The following is a 20,804-nucleotide window of genomic DNA, read 5'->3' as shown; positions in this document are numbered from 1 at the left end:
GCGGTGAAAAAGCGCGTCGATGCCTTGTGGAAACCTCTCGGGCTTGATGAATGAGCGCAACGCGCCCGCCGCTTGATCCTGCTGCGGTTTATAAAGTGACGTTCCAACCTCGGGGCGTCACCATAAACTGTCGCGCGGATCAAACCATCGCGGAAGCAGCATTAGAACAACGAGTGATCGTGCCTGTCAGTTGCGAGAATGGTGTTTGCCAAATTTGCCAAGGCGAACGTTTAACGGGCGAACTAAGCTTTCGTAACGACCTTGGCGATACAATACTTGAGCAAGATAATCAGGTATTATGTTGCGTTGCCTACCCTAAGAGTGACGTTGAAATAGTTATGAGCGATGTCTACGCCCCAGACCATAAACCGGCGATCACACTGGCTTGCCAAATCAGTCTGATTGAAGCGTTACCAGACGATGTATATCGTGTTGAGTTAATGGCGCCTGCCGGAAAAACACCCGATTTTTTCGCTGGGCAATATCTAATGCTGCACGTTGGCGAGGGTGACAAGGCGGAACAAATACCGTATTCAATTGCCTCGGCTCCGGGTAAGCTAACCGCTTCCGATCCGCGCAAATTGGAATTACACATCGCCGCTAATAGCGACACAGCAGAAAGCGTTATTCGGTTTTTACGCCAAGCCGTTATTGCCCGGGTGACCCTGCCCATGGGTGACTGCTTTATTCATCAAGCCTTTTTGCAGCGAACCGCAGGCCAACCGCTGTTAATGGTGGCATCGGGCTCTGGCTTTTCGCAAATAAAAGCCTTGATTGAAGCAACGCTGGCATTAGAACCTGAGCGGGAAATTCACCTGTACTGGTCGAATCGTGCAGCCGTTAGCTTCTATTTAGCTGATCTGCCACAACAATGGTCACATTCCCACGCTAACTTTCACTACCACCCCATCATTCAGCAGCATGCCGATGATTGGAATGGTCGCGCCGGTTGGATCTATCAAGTGATTCATGAAGACTTCAACGATCTGAGCAATGTGCAGATGTTTGCCTGTGGCTCTCCGAATATGGTTTATGGCACACTCGACCAACTTGCTCCGCTAGGGTTGACTGAAGCCAACATGCATTCTGATGTTTTTGCCTACGCGCCTCGCGGCTAGATTGTAGAAAACCGCTAGAACTAATAGCTCTCAAACCGATACGCCAACAAATATTCCTTCACAGTGAATAATCACTAGCGTGTTTTAAACATTTAATAACTTCAAAGAAGGATCGCCAATGAACCTAGAAAGTCTAAACCTGAATCCAGAAATACTATGGGCAGATTACGTTTTACCGTGGGGCACCCAGATCGTTCTGGCCCTATTGATCTTCATTATTGGTCGCATCGCCGTTGGTATGATTAGCAATGGTGTTAGCAAGGTAATGACGACCGCCAAGCTTGATCCTATTTTGGTCAATTTCTTATCCGGTATTCTGCGCAGCGTATTACTGCTCTTAGTTCTTGTTTTTGCGTTATCAAAACTAGGTTTAGACACCACGTCGCTCGTTGCCTTGTTAGGTGCGGCAGGTTTGGCCGTTGGTTTGGCTCTAAAAGATTCGCTTAGTCACTTTGCTGCGGGTGTGATGTTGATTTTGTTCCGCCCATTCAAAGTAGGCGATTATGTTGAGATCAATGGAGTTGGTGGTTCTGTCGAACAAATCACCATTCTCAGCACGCGCTTAAAATCACCCGATAACAAGGTGATTACAGTACCGAATGCCAGCGTTTTCGGTAACACTATGATCAACTTCTCTGAGCAAGCAACGCGCCGTGTCGATATGGTTGTTGGCATTGGCTATGGCAGTGACTTGTTGAAAGCCAAGGCCATTCTTGAAGAGATGGTTAACGGCCATGAGCTAGTGCTAAAAGATCCAGCACCAAAGATCGCTGTATCAGAACTAGCCGATTCTTCCGTTAACTTTGTCGTGCGTCCTTGGGTTAACGCCGCCGACTATTGGACAGTTAAGTGGGACCTAACGGAGAAGATCAAACTGCGCTTCGATGCCGAAGGTATTGAAATTCCGTTCCCGCAAATGAGCGTTCATATCGAAAAAACAGAAAACGCTGCCTAATACCGGTAATTCGCTGAATAAATCAGGAGGCTTCGGCCTCCTTTTTTTGGCCTAAATTCTCTAGTCTGAATAAAAAAAGACAGCTCAGGCAAGATATACAAGGTAATCAAATTGCCACTTATGGTGAACAAACGTAAAGCAATGTATATGTAAATGCAGGTTTTGCCGTGTGCCAACAAAAATCACTATGTTATAGTCGGGCCACTCAAATATCAGCCCGCTCTGTTGTGGGATTAGAACGAGTGTCTTATTCCGCACTATCCAAATAAGAAGGACCGTACGATGGGCTTTTCCGCTTGTAGCAGCTTCATTCACACCATGCTTTTTCAACGAACACGACTCAGCGTCAAAATGGCCATCCTTATGCTGGGTGCCAGCGCAAATTTGAGTGTGGCAGAAGAAGTTATTGATTACGCACAGATGAATGAAAAAGTGCGTTCTGGTGACTATGTCAACGCTATGAATTTGGCGGAAAGCTATCGTACCGAACACGAAGGCGACATCTGCTTCGACTATGCCTATGGTCGTATCGCCTATTTCAACCAAAAATACGATCAAGCTGCGTTTGCGCTTGAACGCGTCGTACTAAATAACCCTGATGATTACAAAGCACATATGTTACTGGCGGCAACTTACGTTGAAATCGGTAATGTCGATGCTGCGACTTACGAACTGGCTTTCGTACGTGAGCAAGCCAGCGACGAAGAACTAGTTAACATTGCTGATGCGCAATTACAGCAGCTTACCAATCAAAATCGCGGTAACCCATGGAAAGTCGCCGCTGAAATTGGTGCTGGCTACGATGATAACTACAACCTAGGTTTAGATAGCAGCACCGTTGAGTTCAACGGTTCACAGCTACCCGTTAGCGGTGACCGTCGTAAGCAAGACAGCTTCTTTAGCGATCTAGCGGTTGATGGTACGTACCGATTCAGCAAGAAAAGCGCGCTCAACCTGCGTTTATGGCATCGCGGCTACTACGACGGCCAACAACAAACAGAATTCACCGTTCGTAACGTCTATACCTTCAGTGATTTAAAATTCCCAGTGACGCTATCGGGCGAACTACGTCCGCTATTAATTGAGGGCGATTTCAGCCGCTTAGTAACGTCCTTGTCTGGACTTGTCGAGCTGGATAAAGAAAACAAAACGCTACGCCCACAGATCATCTCGCGTTTAACTCACCTAACATTTGACGACAGCACCCAAGAACGTGTTCGAGCTATGGTTGGTTTTAGACTTGGATATGCACCTTCAGCTTGGCACCATGCCGCTAATGTATTGGCGTCCACTGAATGGGCAATGCAATCAGAAGGCGAGCAATACGCGCGTAATGCTATCGGCCTAACCTACGACCTGAGCTATCACTACCAAAATGGTAACACCACATCCCTGAGTACCTCGTATCAGAACTATCAATACCAAGATGACTTCTCTACCAGCAATGAACGACGTCAAAGCAGCTTGTTTTACACAACGCTCAAGCACGAATGGCAAATTGGACGCTCATCTAGCATCAATGCCATGTACCGCTTCATTGATGGTGCCAGCAATATAGATTTCTTCGACTACCAACGTAACTTCGTTCGTGTCGGCTTCGGCTACCAGTTTTAAGGAAGAGTGATGAAATATCTAACCGGTTTACTTCTACCCATCCTATTCGCACTGCCAAATTTAGTATTGGCGAATGCTGGTATTACGTTAGTTGCCAGCGGTTCTGTCACGGCAAGCCAAGACGGCTCAGACGGACGTGATGTTAAGCGCCGCACAAAAATTTTTGAAACTGATTTAGTCACGACAGGCCCAGACTCACGCGCACAGTTTCGCATGAAAGATGGCGCTATGATCGCACTAACCGAAAACAGCGAGTGGCAGGTATTGGAATATAAATACCAAGAAGCCGAAGAAGACGCGGTCGCCATGAAGCTATTAAAAGGCGGCCTACGCACTATTTCTGGTCAGGTTGGTAAAGCCGACCATACCCAATACAAACTGGATACACCTGTTGGCTCTATCGGTATTCGTGGTACGCATTATGAAGTCCGTATTACTGCCGATGGTAAATTGCTACTCGGTGTTTACGAAGGCACGATCGCTGCCGAAACATCGCAAGGCACTATTGAGCTAGGTGCTGCTGCCGAATACTCATTCGCCTCTATCGATGCCACTGGTAGCGTAACGTATTACGAAACGATTCCAGAAGAATTCTCTGAAGGCCACAGCTTAAGCAAAAACGATATTGAACGTTTAATCGAATCAGGGGCTGTCGACGCCAGCGATGTGGCTGATGCCTTAGAGCGTTTAACCAGCATTGACTCTTTCAACGTAACAGAAAAACCCGAAGAGCCGTTGGAAAACAATGCCGAAGTATTTGCGGATACACAGGAGCCGATTGTTACTGAAGATCCGGCAACACAGGAACCGGATGCTGCGGCTTCTGAAGCCGAAGTTGTTTTGGACTTCAACGAAATTATTAATTAATGCACATTGCCGATATGTGTCATTACCCAGTATTCACGAGATTTTAGTCATGAAATATATTTCGAACATGAAGAGTTCTCTGGGAATTAAAGGCCTTTTGTTGCTTTGTTTATCCCTAGTTCTCGCCGCTTGCGGCGGCGACAACAATACATCTTCAAGTACCGACAGTGCTGTTAACGCGGCGCCGACTCGCGCAGCGGATCTATCGTTAAGCGTCGTTGCGCCACGCACGACCTCTATGGTGCAAACCATTGCTAGCCTGCAAATCACTGTCGTATCGCAAGATACGCAAGAAGTCCAAGAAGCAACGCTAACCGCCGCGGATCCGACCGTTGTTTTACGTCTAATCCCAGGCAGTTACGACATTACCGTTGTTGCCTTCGATGCGTCCGGCCAAGCCTTGTCACAAGGAGCTGTCACATTAACAGATGTGGTTGCCGGAGAACGCTACACAGTTGCACTAACGCTAGAAGATATATTACCAGCCTTGATTCCTGTTATTACCGCCGATGCTGGTAATTTGGGTGTTGATGAGCTGAGCGGACAATACTTGCTTGATCTTACAGGACTAAATCTAGAGTCCTCGTTGATCCTACCGCTATCAGCGACTTCAAGTTCAGGTGCTGTCAGCACTTATAGCTGGAGCATTGTCAGTGGCCCCGTATTAGCGGGAGCAACTGCAGAACTGTTTGATGAAGTTGGCCAGCAAACAGCACAAACCGCCAGCGGTGATATCACCACGCTCAATTATTTCCGCGCAACCGACCCAAGCATTATTGATGGCACAGAAGACAGCCTAGTACTGCGTTTAACGCTGACCGATGAAGGCGGCAATACGGAATCAACCGATCTAACCATTGACCTACTCTACACCGACATTCCGAATGTCGCGCCAATTGCTGCTGCAGGCAACGATTTCAGCATTGAGAACCTTGCCGTTGATCCACAGCAAAGCCCAATGCCTTTGATTCTGAATTTAGATGGTGCCGCAAGTTATGACGAAGACGGCACGATCAATAGCTATCAGTGGACTCTTCTCAGCGGCAATACTCAAGAGCTACTGTTTTTCTCTGAAGGCCAGACCCCAGGCTCGTATGTTATTGAAGTTGGCCCAGGATATTCTGGTCCTATCGAATTTGAATTAACCGTTACTGACAACGAAGGTGGCGTAGGCACAGACACTATCGTCATCACGGTTACTCCGCCGCCAAATCAAGCGCCTGCGGCTATTATCTTCACTGAAGGACCTACCACTCTTGGCAGTTTGGGTGGCTTTACCTATCTAGATGCGTTCGATAGTTTCGATATCGATGGCAACATCGTTGATTACAGCTGGACGATTGTGAATAGTGCCGCACTCGGCACTGACGTTTCTTTCATCGAACTCGAAGGCCCACTGTACATCGAAGTGGATTGGATCGAAGGATTTGTTGGCGATATTGAAATGCAACTTCAAGTCACCGATGACCAAGGTGCTATTGATACCGATACTATAATCATCAGTATTGTCGCTGAGCCGACAGCCATGTTCACGCCAGCAAGTGGAATATTAAATACCTTTGATGGCGGATTCGTCCTCGATGGTACTGGCAGTGTCGATGCGCAGGGTGGATCACTCTCCTATAGCTGGGAAGTATCAGATCCAAATAACTTCTTCTTAACCGACAATGGCGACGGCACGGCTACCATTGAATGGTCTCCTGGCATTGTCGCTGTTCTAGATGTGTACCTAACGGTAACCAATGGAAGCGGCCTCAGTGGATTCGCTAGTGAAAGCTTCTCTGTTGAAATTCCGGTTCAAGGACCTTAGAGACAAAACATTAGACAGACAAGAAGTACCGCAGACATAAAAAAACGGGCCTACTAATGGCCCGTTTTTTATTGTCTTCGCAGTGGTTAATCTAAACTTAAACGCTTACTTAGACGTATGAATATAAACACCATGCCAGTTATCCGGCAGAGCATTTTCCATCAGCAGGGTAATGCGCTCGATAAATAGTGGGTATATTTTGTCTTTCGGATACTGCAGCCCTAGCTCATTAAAAATGGCTAAACTCTGGGTAAAATCACCGGCAATATAATGCTCCATAGCCACTTCATGGCGTTCGCACTTAGCGACAAGCTCCGCAGGGGCAGAGGCTAACTCTATCTGCGGTTCGTAGATATCCACCGGTTTTTCTTTACCCTTCACCGCCACGCGATCCATGTGACGATAGAGCCATTTAGGTGCCACTGCGCGGGTGCTTTCACCCACTAATAAATCTGCACCATAAAACTTGGTTAAACCTTCAAGACGGGCACCCAAGTTTACCGCATCACCCAGTACCGTATAATTGCGGCGGGTGTCAGAACCCATGTCACCAACGTTCATCTCGCCAGTATTCACACCGACACCAATAAATACGGGGGGCAAACCACGCTGAGCGAAATCAGCTCGTAAGTCTTCGGTTTTCTTCAGCATTTCCATCGCCGCTTTGATCGCATAATGAGCATGATCATCCACATCCAGTGGTGCATTCCAAAACGCCATTACCATATCGCCAACAAACTTATCCACGGTACCTTGGTTATCAAAAATAATGCCGGTAATCGGAGTGAAATAGAGGTTGAGCAATAGCTTAAGTTCTTGCGTGCTCAATTTTTCCGAGATAGTCGTGAAGCTACGAATATCAGAAAACAACACCGACATTTCTTTCTTTTCGCCATCAAGGTTAACGCCATCAGGGTTACTCATCATGCGTTCGATGTGAGCAGGGGGTACGTATTTATCAAAGTGCCCCTTAATCATTTTTCGTTGTGATTGTTCACCTAAAAATCCACCGGCAATCTCTTTTAATGAGATTACTACGACCAATAAGGCCGGTATAAATAAGGGTAAATCTAAGCTCCAATATTTCCAGCTGTAAAAATTAAAGCCGATTAATGCGCCCAGCAAAGTAAAACTAACCAAGGGCATCATTAATGCGCCAAGACGTGGTAAGGCATAGGTTAAGATCAACGTAGACAGCAACATTACGAGTACCGAGGCACCTGAAAACCAGTCCGGTTGATACGGAAAGGGCCGCTCATTAACGATGGCGTCGATGATGTTGGCGTGAATTTCAACCCCAGGATAAAAGGGCTGTAATGGCGTTGAACGTAAATCTGCTAAGCCAACTGCCGACGTGCCTACCAGTACAATAGAATCGGCTAGCTCGGGAATTTCTTCGCCATTTAAAATATCAGCCGCAGAAATATAGGGAAAACTCTTAGCCCCGCCACGATAAGGCACTGCGGCCTCGCCAAATTCGTTGGTCGGAATCACAACGTTATCTAAGCTGATGTTTACAATGCTTTCGACACCATTCACATTCGCGCTTTTAATGTTCATGTGCTCGGCCAATAAAAATTGGCGAGCCGTCTCTAGAGCCAGCGATGGGTACAAGACGTCGTCGTGTTTCAATATCAGAGGGGCGCGGCGAATAATACCGTCGACATCCGGCTGGATAGTGACATAACCACTGCCCAGCGCACTCTCAACAAACATCTCTAATGGTGCGGCATAGCCTGCAAAACTCTGCACCGGCATAGCTTGATATAAACTAGATGCTGCAAACGGAGATGCCGGTAAATAACCTGTTCTATCGGCTTCGGCATTAAGAAATAAATAGCCGAGGATGACATCCTGTTCAGTAAACTGCTGTGCGAGCTTACCGTCGAAGTCGTAATCCGCTTCTAATGTTTGTAAAAAATCCTGAATTGGCGCTGATTCTGGACGCTCCCGAATACGTTCGATCAAGTTTCGTTCAGGCTCAGAAAACACAATATCGAATGCGGTAATTAATGCGCCTTGCGTCTTAATATGCTGCAGCAAACTTACAATTGTTTCGCGACTCCACGGCCAGCGACCATATTGCTGCAAGCTTTTCTCGTCGATATCAACCACCACAATCGCGGTGGTACCAGCATCCATACTGTCGTCCATCATGGTTGATAAACGCACATCGTAGAGCATGCCGTTCATGCGATGAATAATAGAATCCGACTTACCCGGCTGAATGCTCCACTGAAACAAAAGCACTAATAAAGCAAAGATGAATAGATTTAGCGACCAAGAGCGATAGCTATGTGGAATCATGCGCCATAATCGCGACAAACGCATAATCCGAAAAAAAGAGCGAATCATAGTAGGTTTTTCATAGCGAATTTAATCCGTTTTTATCCAGCCTCAATGCCATCCCTTCAAATGTGCAAAAGCAGCTCGCTTCTTTATTGTTAGCGTGTAACTGCTCACCACATTCTTTGGCAATTGCATCTAGCTGATAGTCTGTTCGTTCTTGATCATGGTGAAATAAAGCTAAATGCTTTACTTCTGCATCTTTGGCCAGCTGCATAACCTGCTTAATCGTTGAGTGTCCCCAGCCATGTTTGTGTGGCATATCATCATCGGTGTACTGCGCATCATGAATAAGCACATCAACACCATGCAGAAACTTAACCCATTGGTCGTAATGATTCAGCGGCGTACCCGGCGGAAAAAGCTCATTGTCAGTGACATACGCAACCGTTGCGCCATCCGCTTCTAGCTTATAAGCCAAGCCACTGCCCGGATGATTAAGCGACAGGGTCGATAATCGAGTGGAGTGCAAAAAATCGTAATCACTGCTTTGAATTAAAGGATAGGTGGTAATACGCGATGCCAAATTTTGGTAAGACACGGGAAACGTTCGTCCCCCCATTTGGTTTAATAGTGGAAAAACCTCGCCTTCAGATACCGCAGGCATCAATAAATGAATATCTGCGCTCGATGAATAGATAGGATCAAAAAATGGAAATCCCTGAATATGATCAAGGTGATGATGACTCAGTAATAAATAAATAGAGTCCTTGGTTTTACGAATTTTCTTACCTAAGTTCTGCAATCCCGTACCGGCGTCAAATACCAAATGACGACCACAATCTAACTCGACATGCACACAAGATGTATTGCCACCGTACTTCACGAAGTCTCGCCCGGAAACAGCGATAGAGCCTCTGACTCCATAGAAGGTAATTTTCATATCAATCGCTCAATCAATGTTTAACGTCCTGTAGCAGCATAGACATAATTACGATTCAGGTTAAAAACACAAATTCAACGCAGCCGCTGCGAATAATGTCTTTATTCACCAGTTTTTGGCTACGGATTCGTTTCTCGTTAACCCATGTTCCTTGTAGCAATGCCAGATTCGTGACTTTGTATTGCCCTTCAATCGCAACTAGCTCGAAATGCTCAGCTCCCACCGATTCGTGATTAATGATTAAATCTGTAGTGGCGGCTGAACCAACAACAAAAGGCCCATCACTTGTCATATCTAACAATTTATTATCAGCGGGCATATCTGACAGCAAAACAATTGCTGCGCTAGCAGTAGCACTCTTTAGGCGAGCGACTTCCGCATCGGCAATACGAGGAAGCACCTCAGGCGGTTTCGGCGACACCGGCAAAGTCCATGCGCCACCAATATTATTATCTTCAACGACGTCACTCATGTTACTTACCTAAGCGTTGATAAAATTGTTGAGACGCTTGTTTAAAACTTGCTGGCGAAAAATGGCTTTCATCTTTTACCGTGGCGAAAATGGCATCCACTTCGCGCTGATACGTACCATTCGGATTAATGGCCATATTTAAAGTATCTAACGCCAAAAACATTTGCTCTGCCATGATGAAATCAGAGTAAGCACCGCGCGCTGCCTGCTTCAACATACTCTCACGAATTGCAGCCCAAGCTACAGCGTCCAATGAAGCCTCTGCGAGCACGACTTTAATACTGCGTAACTGCAAGGTTAACGCAGCAGCACCGGCTTTAACTTGCCCGACGGAGACTTGCGAGCCGTTATTAATGGTATTAATTGCATCGCGCAAAGACGCAAGCTCACCACTAGAAAACAAATCCAGCGGCTCAATCACATCGGCGAGTAAACGAATTTGGCTCAAATTCAACCTTACTGAGCCGGCTGCCAGCGTGCTATTCGCGTTCCAGCGTTTATCGTTCATACCATGATGACAGCTATGGCAATCAAACAAGGCTAACTCAGGAAAAACTTGGCCACGATCAAAATGGTCCTCGATCAACTCTAAACTGCCGATTGCCGCATTAGTTAGTCCCGATAACCATGCATCAGCAGGCGCTAGTTCGGATTTTCCGCGCGCAAAGTAATCGGCATCAAGATCATAGTGGCGCGGCTGATTCGCCGAAAACACCGCCATATCGAAGCGTAAGCGCGGATGGCCAGCGCCCATGATTTTATGGGTGGCTAATTTATCTTTGGTACCTTGATGACACGATAAGCATAAACCCGCTTTTGCATCGGGATCAGTCAAGGCATACAAGCCATTGGCTAGGTTTTGCGGATGCGTTGCGTCCTTACCGGTATGCGTTGCCAACCAATTCTGCGAACCACCGTGACAAGACTCACAACCGATACCATCGCTAATTTGGAATTTTGCGCCGCGATATTCTGGCGCAACATTGTCGGCATGACAGTCCAAACAAATTTTGGCGGTATGCGCATCAGGCAAACCTAAATTCGCAGCGATCATTTTAGATTTATCGTTGAGCAGCACTTTATAGGCTAATGAATGCGCATCATTTTTTAGCCAGATACGGTATTCATTGAGGTTCACGTCCGAGCCATCTTTCGGCGCAGCGCGGCCATGACAGACGGAATTCGCACACGAGGCAACGCCTTCGTGCACACGCTCATCGTTTTGCGGTAGCGCCTGCACCGCAGATGCGGCGCAGATGAAAAGCGCGGCGATAATAGGCATTAACCCTTTTTTCATTGTTATTACCTGCTTAATCATTCTTATAACCGTCTGTACGCTTTAACGTGCTGGAATCGACCGGCACAGTCCAAGGCTTACCATTCGGGTTAAGATACAGTCGTTTCATTTCTTCTAAGTTCAATGGTCGGGAACCTAAACGACCAAAGACAGAAATCTGCTCGCCGGTTTCATCCACACCGCGATCACGCGCTAAACCACGCGACAAACTCAGTGCTGGTTTAGAAGTTTGATAGTGAGCAATCAAATGGGGATTCGGCTCAGGACTAAAACCGTAAAACTTAGGTTGAATATCCGGCGACGTCAGCTGTAAGACTTTTAAACCACCAACACCATCGGCGACATACGCAAACAGTGAAGCATTGGTGGTTGCAACAATGACATCACGCGCATCTTTAATCTCACCGTCAGCATTGAACGTCTGATACACCTTAGGTTGATCAGCCTGTTCAATATCGAGAATCACCAAACCATCTTTACCTGCCGCAACATAGGCATAAGTACGCGCTAAATAAATACGCTGTGCATCGGCTAGCTCGATCTTAGTAGGAAGCAAATGCGGATTCTTAACATCCGTCACGTCAACGACCTGAACACCTTCTGCCGTCGTGACATACAAATAACGGAATTGCAGTGCGGTCGCACGGGCGTCTTTAACCGAAATAATAGATTCTAATTTCGGTTTTAGCGGCTCGTTTAGATTCACCACTAAAACACCAATGGGCGTGCTGATATAGGCGTAATAACCGCCCATCGTAATGTGATTCGCACCCTTCAACACACCGCCCGGATTCCAAGTAAGCGCGCGCTCAAGTTGGTTATTGCGCGGCTCACCATCGGCGAAGGTATTGATATCAACCAAAATCAGGCCTTCTTCACGGTCGGTAATAAAGGCGTATTTATGAATTGGATGCATTGGGGTTTCTTTATTGGTTACCCGCATTAATTCACTATCATTGCGCTCATAAGCAATCGGCTGTGTCATTGATGGCATGGTCATACATGATGCGTCTTTGCTATCAATATGGGCATCGTGGCCGAGTGGGCTAAACGGCGCAGAAATAATGCGCTGAGATACGCCTTTATTATCAATACTGGCAATATCATAAACACTAAACCCTTCTTTGCCTTCCGCCACGAATAAATACTCGCCACGCATTTGCAAACAACCGACCTCACCAGCCGAATGCGTATGTGCCGTTAACTCGCCGCCTTTATCTAGATGCGCTTGATAAAAATCAGGGTAAGCGTACTTCTGCAAGTAACTACCGCGCACCGCTTGCGGTTCTTCCCACTCAGTCACATCGACGGCATTCACCGCATTTTCAGAGCCAACCCAAGCGTACTTACCGACGAAGTTAATGTAGTTAGTACCAAACATTAATAACTGCGACATGATGGCGTTGTTATCGTTAGTGTCCGACACGTGACAATCTTGGCAGTCTTTCGTTTCGGTTTTACGCACGGTATGCGGGAAATGCGGATTCATTGCCTGCGAGCTGTAACCACTCGATGAAATCGGTGGCTGCTGAATATAAATATTTTCGCGGTTCGAGTTGGTCGACGACAACACCAAGGCTGAGGTTGAACGTACCGGTGCTATTTTCCCGCCCTTGCGATCACCACGGCGTCCCAGCATAAAGATCTGATCGCGCGCGACCTGAGGATTATAGGTTGCATAATTACGCGACTCGCCGCCTTCATAATGATGACGCTCGGTTTTTTGGTTAGCCTGAATCGGTAAATGACAGCCACCGCAACTCGTAGTCCAAGACGTATGGCAGCTATAACATTCCATTTCGCTATCTTGGTGCGCACGATTATTGGTCGGTACAAATTCGCCCCAACTTAAATTATCGGTATCTTTGCTCATCAATTTCGCGCGTGCGGCTTTTTCGTTGTAATGATCATTGCCTTCGGTGACGGAATCTTTCACCAAGGACAACTCCCATTCTTTATTAGGATCAAGCGAGGCGCGCTGGAATAACTTGCCATTAATCCATTCAAACCGTTTACGGCCATCAGGCGTGCGCAATAACGTTAAGTCACGACCATTTTCTAATTTCGCTGGCCCTGACGTCGTCAAGTTAGGATATGAATCGGCATTACCGTGGCAGTCTTGGCAGTCGATCTCTACCGCCAATGCTACTTCACCTTGTAAATGCCCATTGCCGTGACCGTCTTGGGAAAAGTGGCAATCCACACAATGCATGCCGACATCCAAATGCACAGATGACATATGCACCGCTTTATCGAATTTCTCGGGATCTTGATCCGAGACTTTTTCGCCTTCGGCATCCAACAGATTACCTTTACGATCACGTTTAAAAATTGCACGGAAATTCCAGCCGTGACCGTGGTAATCAGCAAACTGGGTGTCTTTTAATTCTGGATTTAAATCTGATACATTCTTCAAGAAATCACGGTCACCCCATTTACCCCGTGCGGCAGCGCCTTCGGGGTTGTGCTCATAGACATCGTGTTTTTCTTCTTCCGTCGGATACTTTTGTTTTTCTGGCCACATAGAGGGCGCATCAGATTCGTAATCCCACATGGTGTAACCCAAGTAGGTGTTCATAAACATATTCGGCTGATGCATATGGCAGATCATGCACTGACTGGTTGGAATGGCATTACTAAAGGTGTGCTGCAACGGATGACCCGACTCTGTTTTAGAGATGGTCGGATCTTTACTGATGCTTTTACCTTCATGCCCATGCTGAGCATAAAAACCCGAGTGACGCGGATCACGGTCGTTGGCATAAACCACGTGACAGGAAGCACAACCGGAATTGCGATAATCGCCCGGTTGATCGTTGGTGCCCATAAACCATAACAAAGGATCATTTAAGCGGGTTTTCGTAATGTTAATCAACGGCACCGAAATACGCTGCCCAGTACCCGGCCCGCGATTCGACTGACGGAAATCCGGGCGACCCGGTTCTTCTAAACGCTGCAATACGCCGAGCGAATTGGGGATGCCGGTTTCTGGAAATAGGTTAGTAATGTTACGACCACCGCGTTCGAATACGCGGAAAATATCGCCGGGTTTGACCGTTTCCCAAGCGGGCAGTGGATACAAGGTATCAATCACACCTTGCTCTGTCATAGCGGCATCCGGTTTGATCGGCCCTTGAATCGCAGCCGCTTTGCCATCGCGGGTGTAAGCCTCACCTAAGATATAATTTTTGAACGGTAAAATACCGTTATTGTAAGACGCACCACCCCACAGCATAGCGCCGGTGGCATGAAGGCTGCGTTTAGAGGCTTCAATTTCTTTTTGGTGACAGCTACCGCACGCATCTTCAACGATGCGGTAATCCGACGGGTTCATAAAGCGAATAAATTCAGGGCTTTCTTTGTTCAGCAAGGTGTAGCTAATTTCAGGGTTCGCACTACTCGGATATAACCAGGCATCGGGCAGCGTCGGTAATACGTGCGCTTGTTCCATCTTGGCAAAGTAACCATCTGTTTTTCGCGTCATACCCGCTTCGATTTTCACACTGGCATTACCACCATGACAATCCGTACAGCCAAGAACAACCGCTGAATTACTGTGCATGTTTTTGCTATCGGTGTCGGTATGACAACTCATACAACCGGCACTTTTTTCATCGGCCACATCTTGGGTTTGAAATGCAGGAGCGGGCGGATAGAACTCATAGTCACGCTCTACTTTATGTGCCTTTTCAGACGCATATGCGCTAGCTGCGATCAACGCACTGAGCAGTAGTAAGTAATGAATAAATCGTTTCATTGGTTAAGCATTCCGGTGTCAGTGCGAGTGAATCTAAACATAAGCATTAATAAGAGAGCGTCAGGTTTAACAGCAAGGAATGCGGATCTTCATCTGGGAATAAGTCTTTATATCCCTGACCCGCAAACAGCTTGGCGTAGGACGCCCGCGCAACAATGTTTTGACTCATAAATGGGCGATAAATAATGGCGATGGAGACATCGTCGCCAATGTGCGTATCGATATCGCCTTGATTACGTGCCACTTCAATAACGGTGGTGTCGTCAAACCATAAACGGTTGACGTTAAACGACACGCGCAGCTCTGGTAGCAAATCCCAATCGGCACCGGCCCCCAGCAAACGAATACCGGGGTTAGTGAAGTTTGACTGGCCTTGTTCTTTTGAGGTGCGTAATGAATTGAGTAAGCCATTGCGACTGCTAATTGCCACTTTACCACCGGCAATTAACGGCACGCCTTGGCGCATCCAATAACTAGTATCCGCTCCAGCAAATTGTGGATTTTCAAAGATGGCGTCGAAGCCTTCGGCCACATCATCATACGGATCACTATCACCACTTCCGTACATTGCCGACAAGCGATAACGCGCCCAACTATAATCACGGGATAATTCAGCGGCAAAAAACTGTGCATTAATATCGGCATCGCGCTGACTAAAGACATCGTTTCTTATTGTGCCGATCGCCTGATACGCCGACACCGTCAAGTTCAAGCGGCCAATATGACCATCGCCGTTATAACCAAAATACGTAACTTCGTAGCTTTTTGGGCGCTCGCCACCGAGAGAAGCCGGACGTTGAATAAAGCCGTTTTCATCGTAGCGATTATTATCTTCTTCGCCATTGCGGTTATGAATAATCGTCGCTTGGCTAAAGAAACCTAACACTGGCATATCTTGCCAGTAGAGGTTAGCAACAAAAATATCGTCATCGCGCAGGGTACGTCGAACGTCGTTTAAGCCACTATTAATGTCTTTTTCTAGGCGACGAAACCAAGCTAAGTTGTATTGGAAGATATTGTTGCTGCGGTTGCCAAACAAGCGCACGCCAAAGGGACTGTCTTGAAATAAGAAACCCCGAAAATCTGAGTTAAACGGCTGAATACCCACGCGTAAACTATCGAAGTCAAAGTTATCACTGACGTTACGCAAGTGCTTATCGACAAACAGACCTTGAATACCAATAAAGTCTTCATAGCGCGTCGTGTTATCGGCAGGATCAACATTGACGCCTAAAATCTCATCAAGATAAGTAGCGTTGTAGTTAATAACTGGAATAAAACGGAATTCATAATCGGGGGGGCGAAAGGTGGTATCACCCTTGTAATAGACAAATTCAAATAATAAGTTTTCGATCAAGGCTTGCTGATAACCGGAGCCGAAGACACCTAAATCGCCGCTGTTGCGTGTACTCTGCAAACCCACCGGCGTTGGCACTCTACGATTTTCGTAGAAAGTATCAGAAACAATCGAGACATTAAAAAACCAATCGTCATACAAAGGCCGGTCAGCTTTTAATACGTTACGATTATACGGATCAAGTAAGTTCTCTTCGTAGCCTACCAGTTCAACAATGCGCCAGCGGTCATCAAAACTTATGATTTTATTTTCATAATCAAGTAACACAGGGCGCGGGGTTGGCGAGCTTTTTTCCGGTAACGCTTTTACATTTTCCGGATCTTTTTCTAGCGCAATACAATCGCTGTTAGCGATTCCCGGTAGACGACGTTGACTATTCGCATCGGGGCCACAAATAACATCTGACCCAGATGCTTCTACATTAGACACGTCGGCCTCTGCGCTTACTGGTAAAAACGCACCCATGGAGAACGCCAGCAGGCTCGTTTTTAACAAGTTAAAGCGCGATGGCGAGAAAATAATATGTTTCATATCATTTCCCCTGACACACATTCTGGCTATCAGAATTTAAGAATGGCGCTTGCGGGCACTGAATAAAGCGCAGATGTTCGCCTTTAGGTTTTAGGTTATCGGCACGAATCGCGCTTGGGGCATTATTAATTGAGCCATTCAGCGCTTGCGATGCATTGTGCAAACCTAAAAAGGCAATCATGTCATCTTGATCGACACCATCACCCGACACACCAATCCCCCCCACCAGCACATCGCCACGATAAATCGGCACACTGCCGGGGAAAATCTGAATACCATTCGCTAAGCGATTACTGCTGGCCGTTTCGACCACGCTGTTCAAATCGCTAATATCCAAACCGACACAGGTTTGACCGACTTCGGGGGTTCCGGCCAGCACATGAAATAAATGCTGCACTATGCCGTTCATCACTAAGTCGAGCTGTAAACCAGTCGAAAATGGGCTCCATTCACCGCTTGGCTTACTTAAAGGGCCGTTCGGGTTTGATTCAATACCATCGGGATAAAATGGCCGCGATAAATTACCACCGGCGCGATCCGAGAAGGCAGTGCCGTCGGATAGCGCATTATTATTCGCCGTAAAGGTACGCAAATCGGTTAAATAATCGCCGATATTTATTTGGCGATCTGCAGTTAAGTCGGAATTAAAATACTGCGTTTTCGCAAGGCCTGCATCGCCTAAAAAATCCGCGGCATCGGGCGACGAAAAGAAGGCCGCTGTACGTGCTTTTTGCAACGAGACTTCGATACCAAATACCGGCGCATCACGGGTTTGCGCCATGGCCAACACATTGCCCTGAGTATCGACCACACTCACCGTCACTCGCGCTTGTGTGCTTAATGGCTGACGAATTTGCGCACGCGCACTGTTGGCAACGGCCAACGCTTCGGTCATGACGGCTTGTACTTCATTAGCTGACAATACCGCCGTGCCCGGCTCAGCCACAGCAGTACCGGCAATCGGCGGATAACGGTTAATATTCGCGCCATCAACAAACACAAAGGCATCTTGCCCGACATAAAGCCCAGAATCAGCACGAATACCGGAATCCGCTTGGCCAAACACAGTTCCGGCACGAATGGTGGCGGTGGTCATGTAACCCGTCACGCTGAGCAGATCGCCATCCGCTGCGGTTAATGCCGCATAAGTATTGGAACCATCGGGCGCTGACTCCAAATCGATATTATCGACATCGGCAAAGCGTAACGTCTTACCATCAACCGTAATGCGATCCGCACGACGATTGAGCGGTGGCTGGTAACCAAACGACGCCGCCAAGGCAATCAGTTCGTCTTGATCGCTATCGACATCCAATAGGTTCTTATCAAGGCTGTAGCGGCCGTCACTGATCACACCAACACCGCCAATAGCGATGCCATCTTTATAGAGTGGAAAACCACCGGGATCGGCAGACAAGCCAAGTGGCGAACGATGCGGGCCGGGACCGGTAACGCCCGTGCCGAGATCACGCTGAGAAAAATCCGAGCAAGCAAGCTGGCTAAACTGTACGCCAAACAAAGGGCCACCCGGTTGATTGCGCTCGCCCGGATTAAAATGATCTTGAATAATTTGCCCGGCGGTACGGGTGCTAAAACCGTTACCTTCGGTGGCTAAATAGGCGCCGGTCACCGCTTTTGCGATAGCCGCGAGGGCGTCAGCGCCATCGGGTAAAATAAGCTGCTCTAAACCACCATCAATTGCGGTTTCTGTGTCGGCTGTCGTACTAATTTTTAACTGTTTGTCGGCGCCTGTCATACGATAGACACCGAGCACATTGCCTACACGGTCGACGACAGCAATGGTAGCCTTAGCGTTGCGTGCTTTGGCTTCATTCACCGCTTGGGCAATGACCGTTTCAACATCGGCAATACTTAAACTATTGAGTTTGTCGGCTTGGCAATTGCCCGCACAAGAAACATCGCCAGCGCCAATACCACTAGAATCCGCACTCTTACCACCACCGCACGACACTATGCCAAGCGCGACACAGGATACTGCGCCAGTCAGTGCAAGCTGTTGCACTAGCCGGATTAGTGGCTTAGATTTAAAACGCGAACCTTGCTCAGTCATGGAGCCGCCCTAGATATGCATCCAGCATCATCGGCTTACCGGGAATGTGGAAGCTATGGCAATCAATACAGCTACTGGATACTTGTTTTTTAGTCACTGCTTCTCGGGCATCGGTATGGCACTGTACGCACTTACCAATGCCGGGAATCAGCAAATCGGTACTTGCCGATGACACATCTGCTTTATGGCAGGTGATACACATCGCTGTTTCGCTTTTTTCATCACCAACCATATGCACGGTGTGATCGAAACGCGCGTTATACCAGTTATCTTGTAATTGAATCGGCTCCACATGCCAGCGGTCAGCGAGCGGTTTACTCTCGTCTTTGGTGATCATATGGCAGACAGCACAGCCGGTGCGCTCAAACTGAGTTTCAGCCTCTAGCAGCGCAGCCTTGCGCGCGCAGTCAATCGCGTTACCTTTGCAGGAATCACGATCCACTGCCGACATAGATGCGATAGTCGGCAAGCGGCGACTATCTTGCTCACGCTCCGCACGTAACGCTGGATCGGCGTATTGCAGAGCAAAATATTCGGTCAGCTGCTGTAATACCAGCTCCGGCTCGCCATGATGCAATTCACGTCCTTTAGCTTGAATATCGAATTCCAAGGCGTGACATGAGCGGCAAGATCTATCCATAGTAATCGGGACAAAATGCTCGCCATTTTTATCTAACGAGTGGCAGTCGGAACATTCCAACGCATTACCATCATCGCGCTGAACTTTATCGCCACCTAAATGCAAATCGTGTGGGAATTTAAGGTTAGAGCTTTCTGCCAGCATTTCAGAAGTGCCGTGAGCGATATTCTGCCAATCGACTCCAGTGGCTGTATTTTGCGGCGTTAAGTACTGCAACTTGAACTCTGGGTGACTCTTGGCAGAGAAGCCAAGTACCGGTGGTAGCGATTTTTTGTTGTCCGCCCAATGCATTGCATCGGCATGACAATCGGTACAGAAAGCATTGTCGGTATGTACCAGCGTAGAAGGTTCGTTATGTTCCTTATGGCAGCTCAAACACTTACGCGGATCTTCACCCACCTGCATATGAATATCGTTATTGCCGTGTGCCGGTAATTCTTGGTGACAGGTTAAACAAACCGAATCGCGCACCGATACAAAGGGGCTTTCGTGGCAAACCTTACACTCGTTAGCGATACCTGGAATATTGTGCGCCGAGGCTAAATCTCCCGATGTCCAAATGGTGTCCGTCGGCAGACCGTATTCTTCAAATATCAGTTTCGCTTTTGAATCAAACGACGACAGCATTGGTAAAATTAAACTCACCAAAAGACCAACCGCTAGTAGGCCATAGCTCCACAGTCGTTTACGCGACTTAGTGGAGCGAGCAGAAATATTATCCGGCGTTGTCGCCGTTGGAATTTTACTCACATCGTCGTATTGCAGGATTCTTACTTTAGCGGAGATCGCGCTATCGCCAGACGCCATAATAGAAACTTTATGGCTGTCGATATAAAAGCTATTCCCGACCGATAATTTCGCTTTGCGCACAGTCTCGTCGTTCATCACGACGGAGGTATTCATCGGGCACTCTAAACGCAAACCGTCGCCATCAGCGATTAAACGCACGTGATGCTCGGCTACACCTGGGCCAAACAATTGCACATCACTATGAGGCGAGCGACCTATGCTAAGGACTTTGCCGTCCCACTCACGAACAATGGCTTCTTCACCGGTACTGACTTCTAAAACGAGTTTCATTGGCTA

14 protein-coding genes are annotated in these 20,804 nt (G+C 47.4%); 6 read left to right on the top strand and 8 right to left on the bottom strand.

What is annotated here, in order from left to right:
• The first annotated feature begins 50 nt into the window (after positions 1 to 50).
• The 6 genes from UXZ23_RS03830 to UXZ23_RS03810 all read left to right on the top strand — a co-directional run bounded on the left by UXZ23_RS03830 (position 51) and on the right by UXZ23_RS03810 (position 6,364).
• Positions 51 to 1,118 carry a 2Fe-2S iron-sulfur cluster-binding protein gene (locus tag UXZ23_RS03830; RefSeq protein WP_320819322.1) on the top strand — a complete coding sequence of 356 codons (1,068 nt, stop codon included), beginning with the start codon at positions 51 to 53 and terminating at the stop codon, positions 1,116 to 1,118.
• A 118-nt stretch (positions 1,119 to 1,236) separates the two neighbouring features.
• Complete coding sequence (locus UXZ23_RS03825) at positions 1,237 to 2,073, top strand: mechanosensitive ion channel family protein (RefSeq protein WP_320819321.1); 837 nt, start codon at positions 1,237 to 1,239, stop codon at positions 2,071 to 2,073.
• Positions 2,045 to 2,128 (top strand): hypothetical protein, encoded by an 84-nt coding sequence (locus UXZ23_RS15615; RefSeq protein ID WP_414491456.1) that lies wholly within the window; start codon positions 2,045 to 2,047, stop codon positions 2,126 to 2,128. Before UXZ23_RS03825 ends, UXZ23_RS15615 begins: the two co-directional genes overlap by 29 nt.
• Before the next feature lie 308 nt (positions 2,129 to 2,436).
• A complete protein-coding gene (locus UXZ23_RS03820) occupies positions 2,437 to 3,687 on the top strand; it encodes a tetratricopeptide repeat protein (protein ID WP_320819320.1) in 1,251 nt (416 codons plus the stop codon).
• A gap of 9 nt (positions 3,688 to 3,696) precedes the next feature.
• Positions 3,697 to 4,554, top strand: coding sequence for a FecR family protein (locus UXZ23_RS03815; protein ID WP_320819319.1), 858 nt, complete (start codon positions 3,697 to 3,699; stop codon positions 4,552 to 4,554).
• A gap of 49 nt (positions 4,555 to 4,603) precedes the next feature.
• Complete coding sequence (locus UXZ23_RS03810) at positions 4,604 to 6,364, top strand: PKD domain-containing protein (RefSeq protein ID WP_320819318.1); 1,761 nt, start codon at positions 4,604 to 4,606, stop codon at positions 6,362 to 6,364.
• A gap of 105 nt (positions 6,365 to 6,469) precedes the next feature.
• Here UXZ23_RS03810 and UXZ23_RS03805 read toward each other — a convergent pair whose 3' ends face one another.
• The 8 genes from UXZ23_RS03805 to UXZ23_RS03770 are packed head-to-tail and all read right to left on the bottom strand — an operon-like array spanning position 6,470 to position 20,798.
• Positions 6,470 to 8,719 carry an adenylate/guanylate cyclase domain-containing protein gene (locus tag UXZ23_RS03805; RefSeq protein ID WP_320819317.1) on the bottom strand — a complete coding sequence of 750 codons (2,250 nt, stop codon included), beginning with the start codon at positions 8,717 to 8,719 and terminating at the stop codon, positions 6,470 to 6,472.
• Positions 8,720 to 8,729: 10 nt separating this feature from the next.
• Positions 8,730 to 9,593, bottom strand: a complete 864-nt coding sequence (locus UXZ23_RS03800; protein WP_320819316.1) for an MBL fold metallo-hydrolase — start codon at positions 9,591 to 9,593, stop codon at positions 8,730 to 8,732.
• Positions 9,594 to 9,648: 55 nt separating this feature from the next.
• Positions 9,649 to 10,065 (bottom strand): FHA domain-containing protein, encoded by a 417-nt coding sequence (locus UXZ23_RS03795; RefSeq protein WP_320819315.1) that lies wholly within the window; start codon positions 10,063 to 10,065, stop codon positions 9,649 to 9,651.
• Position 10,066: 1 nt separating this feature from the next.
• Positions 10,067 to 11,362, bottom strand: coding sequence for a multiheme c-type cytochrome (locus UXZ23_RS03790; protein WP_320819314.1), 1,296 nt, complete (start codon positions 11,360 to 11,362; stop codon positions 10,067 to 10,069).
• A gap of 13 nt (positions 11,363 to 11,375) precedes the next feature.
• Positions 11,376 to 15,119 carry a hypothetical protein gene (locus UXZ23_RS03785; protein WP_320819313.1) on the bottom strand — a complete coding sequence of 1,248 codons (3,744 nt, stop codon included), beginning with the start codon at positions 15,117 to 15,119 and terminating at the stop codon, positions 11,376 to 11,378.
• Positions 15,120 to 15,165: 46 nt separating this feature from the next.
• The gene (locus tag UXZ23_RS03780) at positions 15,166 to 17,007 is read right to left on the bottom strand and encodes a hypothetical protein (protein ID WP_320819312.1); all 1,842 of its coding nucleotides are present in this window, start codon (positions 17,005 to 17,007) and stop codon (positions 15,166 to 15,168) included.
• 1 nt (position 17,008) lies between these two features.
• Positions 17,009 to 19,078 carry a heme-binding protein gene (locus UXZ23_RS03775; protein ID WP_320819311.1) on the bottom strand — a complete coding sequence of 690 codons (2,070 nt, stop codon included), beginning with the start codon at positions 19,076 to 19,078 and terminating at the stop codon, positions 17,009 to 17,011.
• Positions 19,071 to 20,798 (bottom strand): cytochrome c3 family protein, encoded by a 1,728-nt coding sequence (locus tag UXZ23_RS03770; protein ID WP_320819310.1) that lies wholly within the window; start codon positions 20,796 to 20,798, stop codon positions 19,071 to 19,073. Before UXZ23_RS03770 ends, UXZ23_RS03775 begins: the two co-directional genes overlap by 8 nt.
• Positions 20,799 to 20,804 lie beyond the last annotated feature (6 nt).

This window comes from Thalassolituus sp. (genome assembly GCF_034111725.1).
GTDB lineage: Bacteria > Pseudomonadota > Gammaproteobacteria > Pseudomonadales > Oceanobacteraceae > Thalassolituus.
This window is presented reverse-complemented; position numbering and strand designations above follow the sequence as displayed.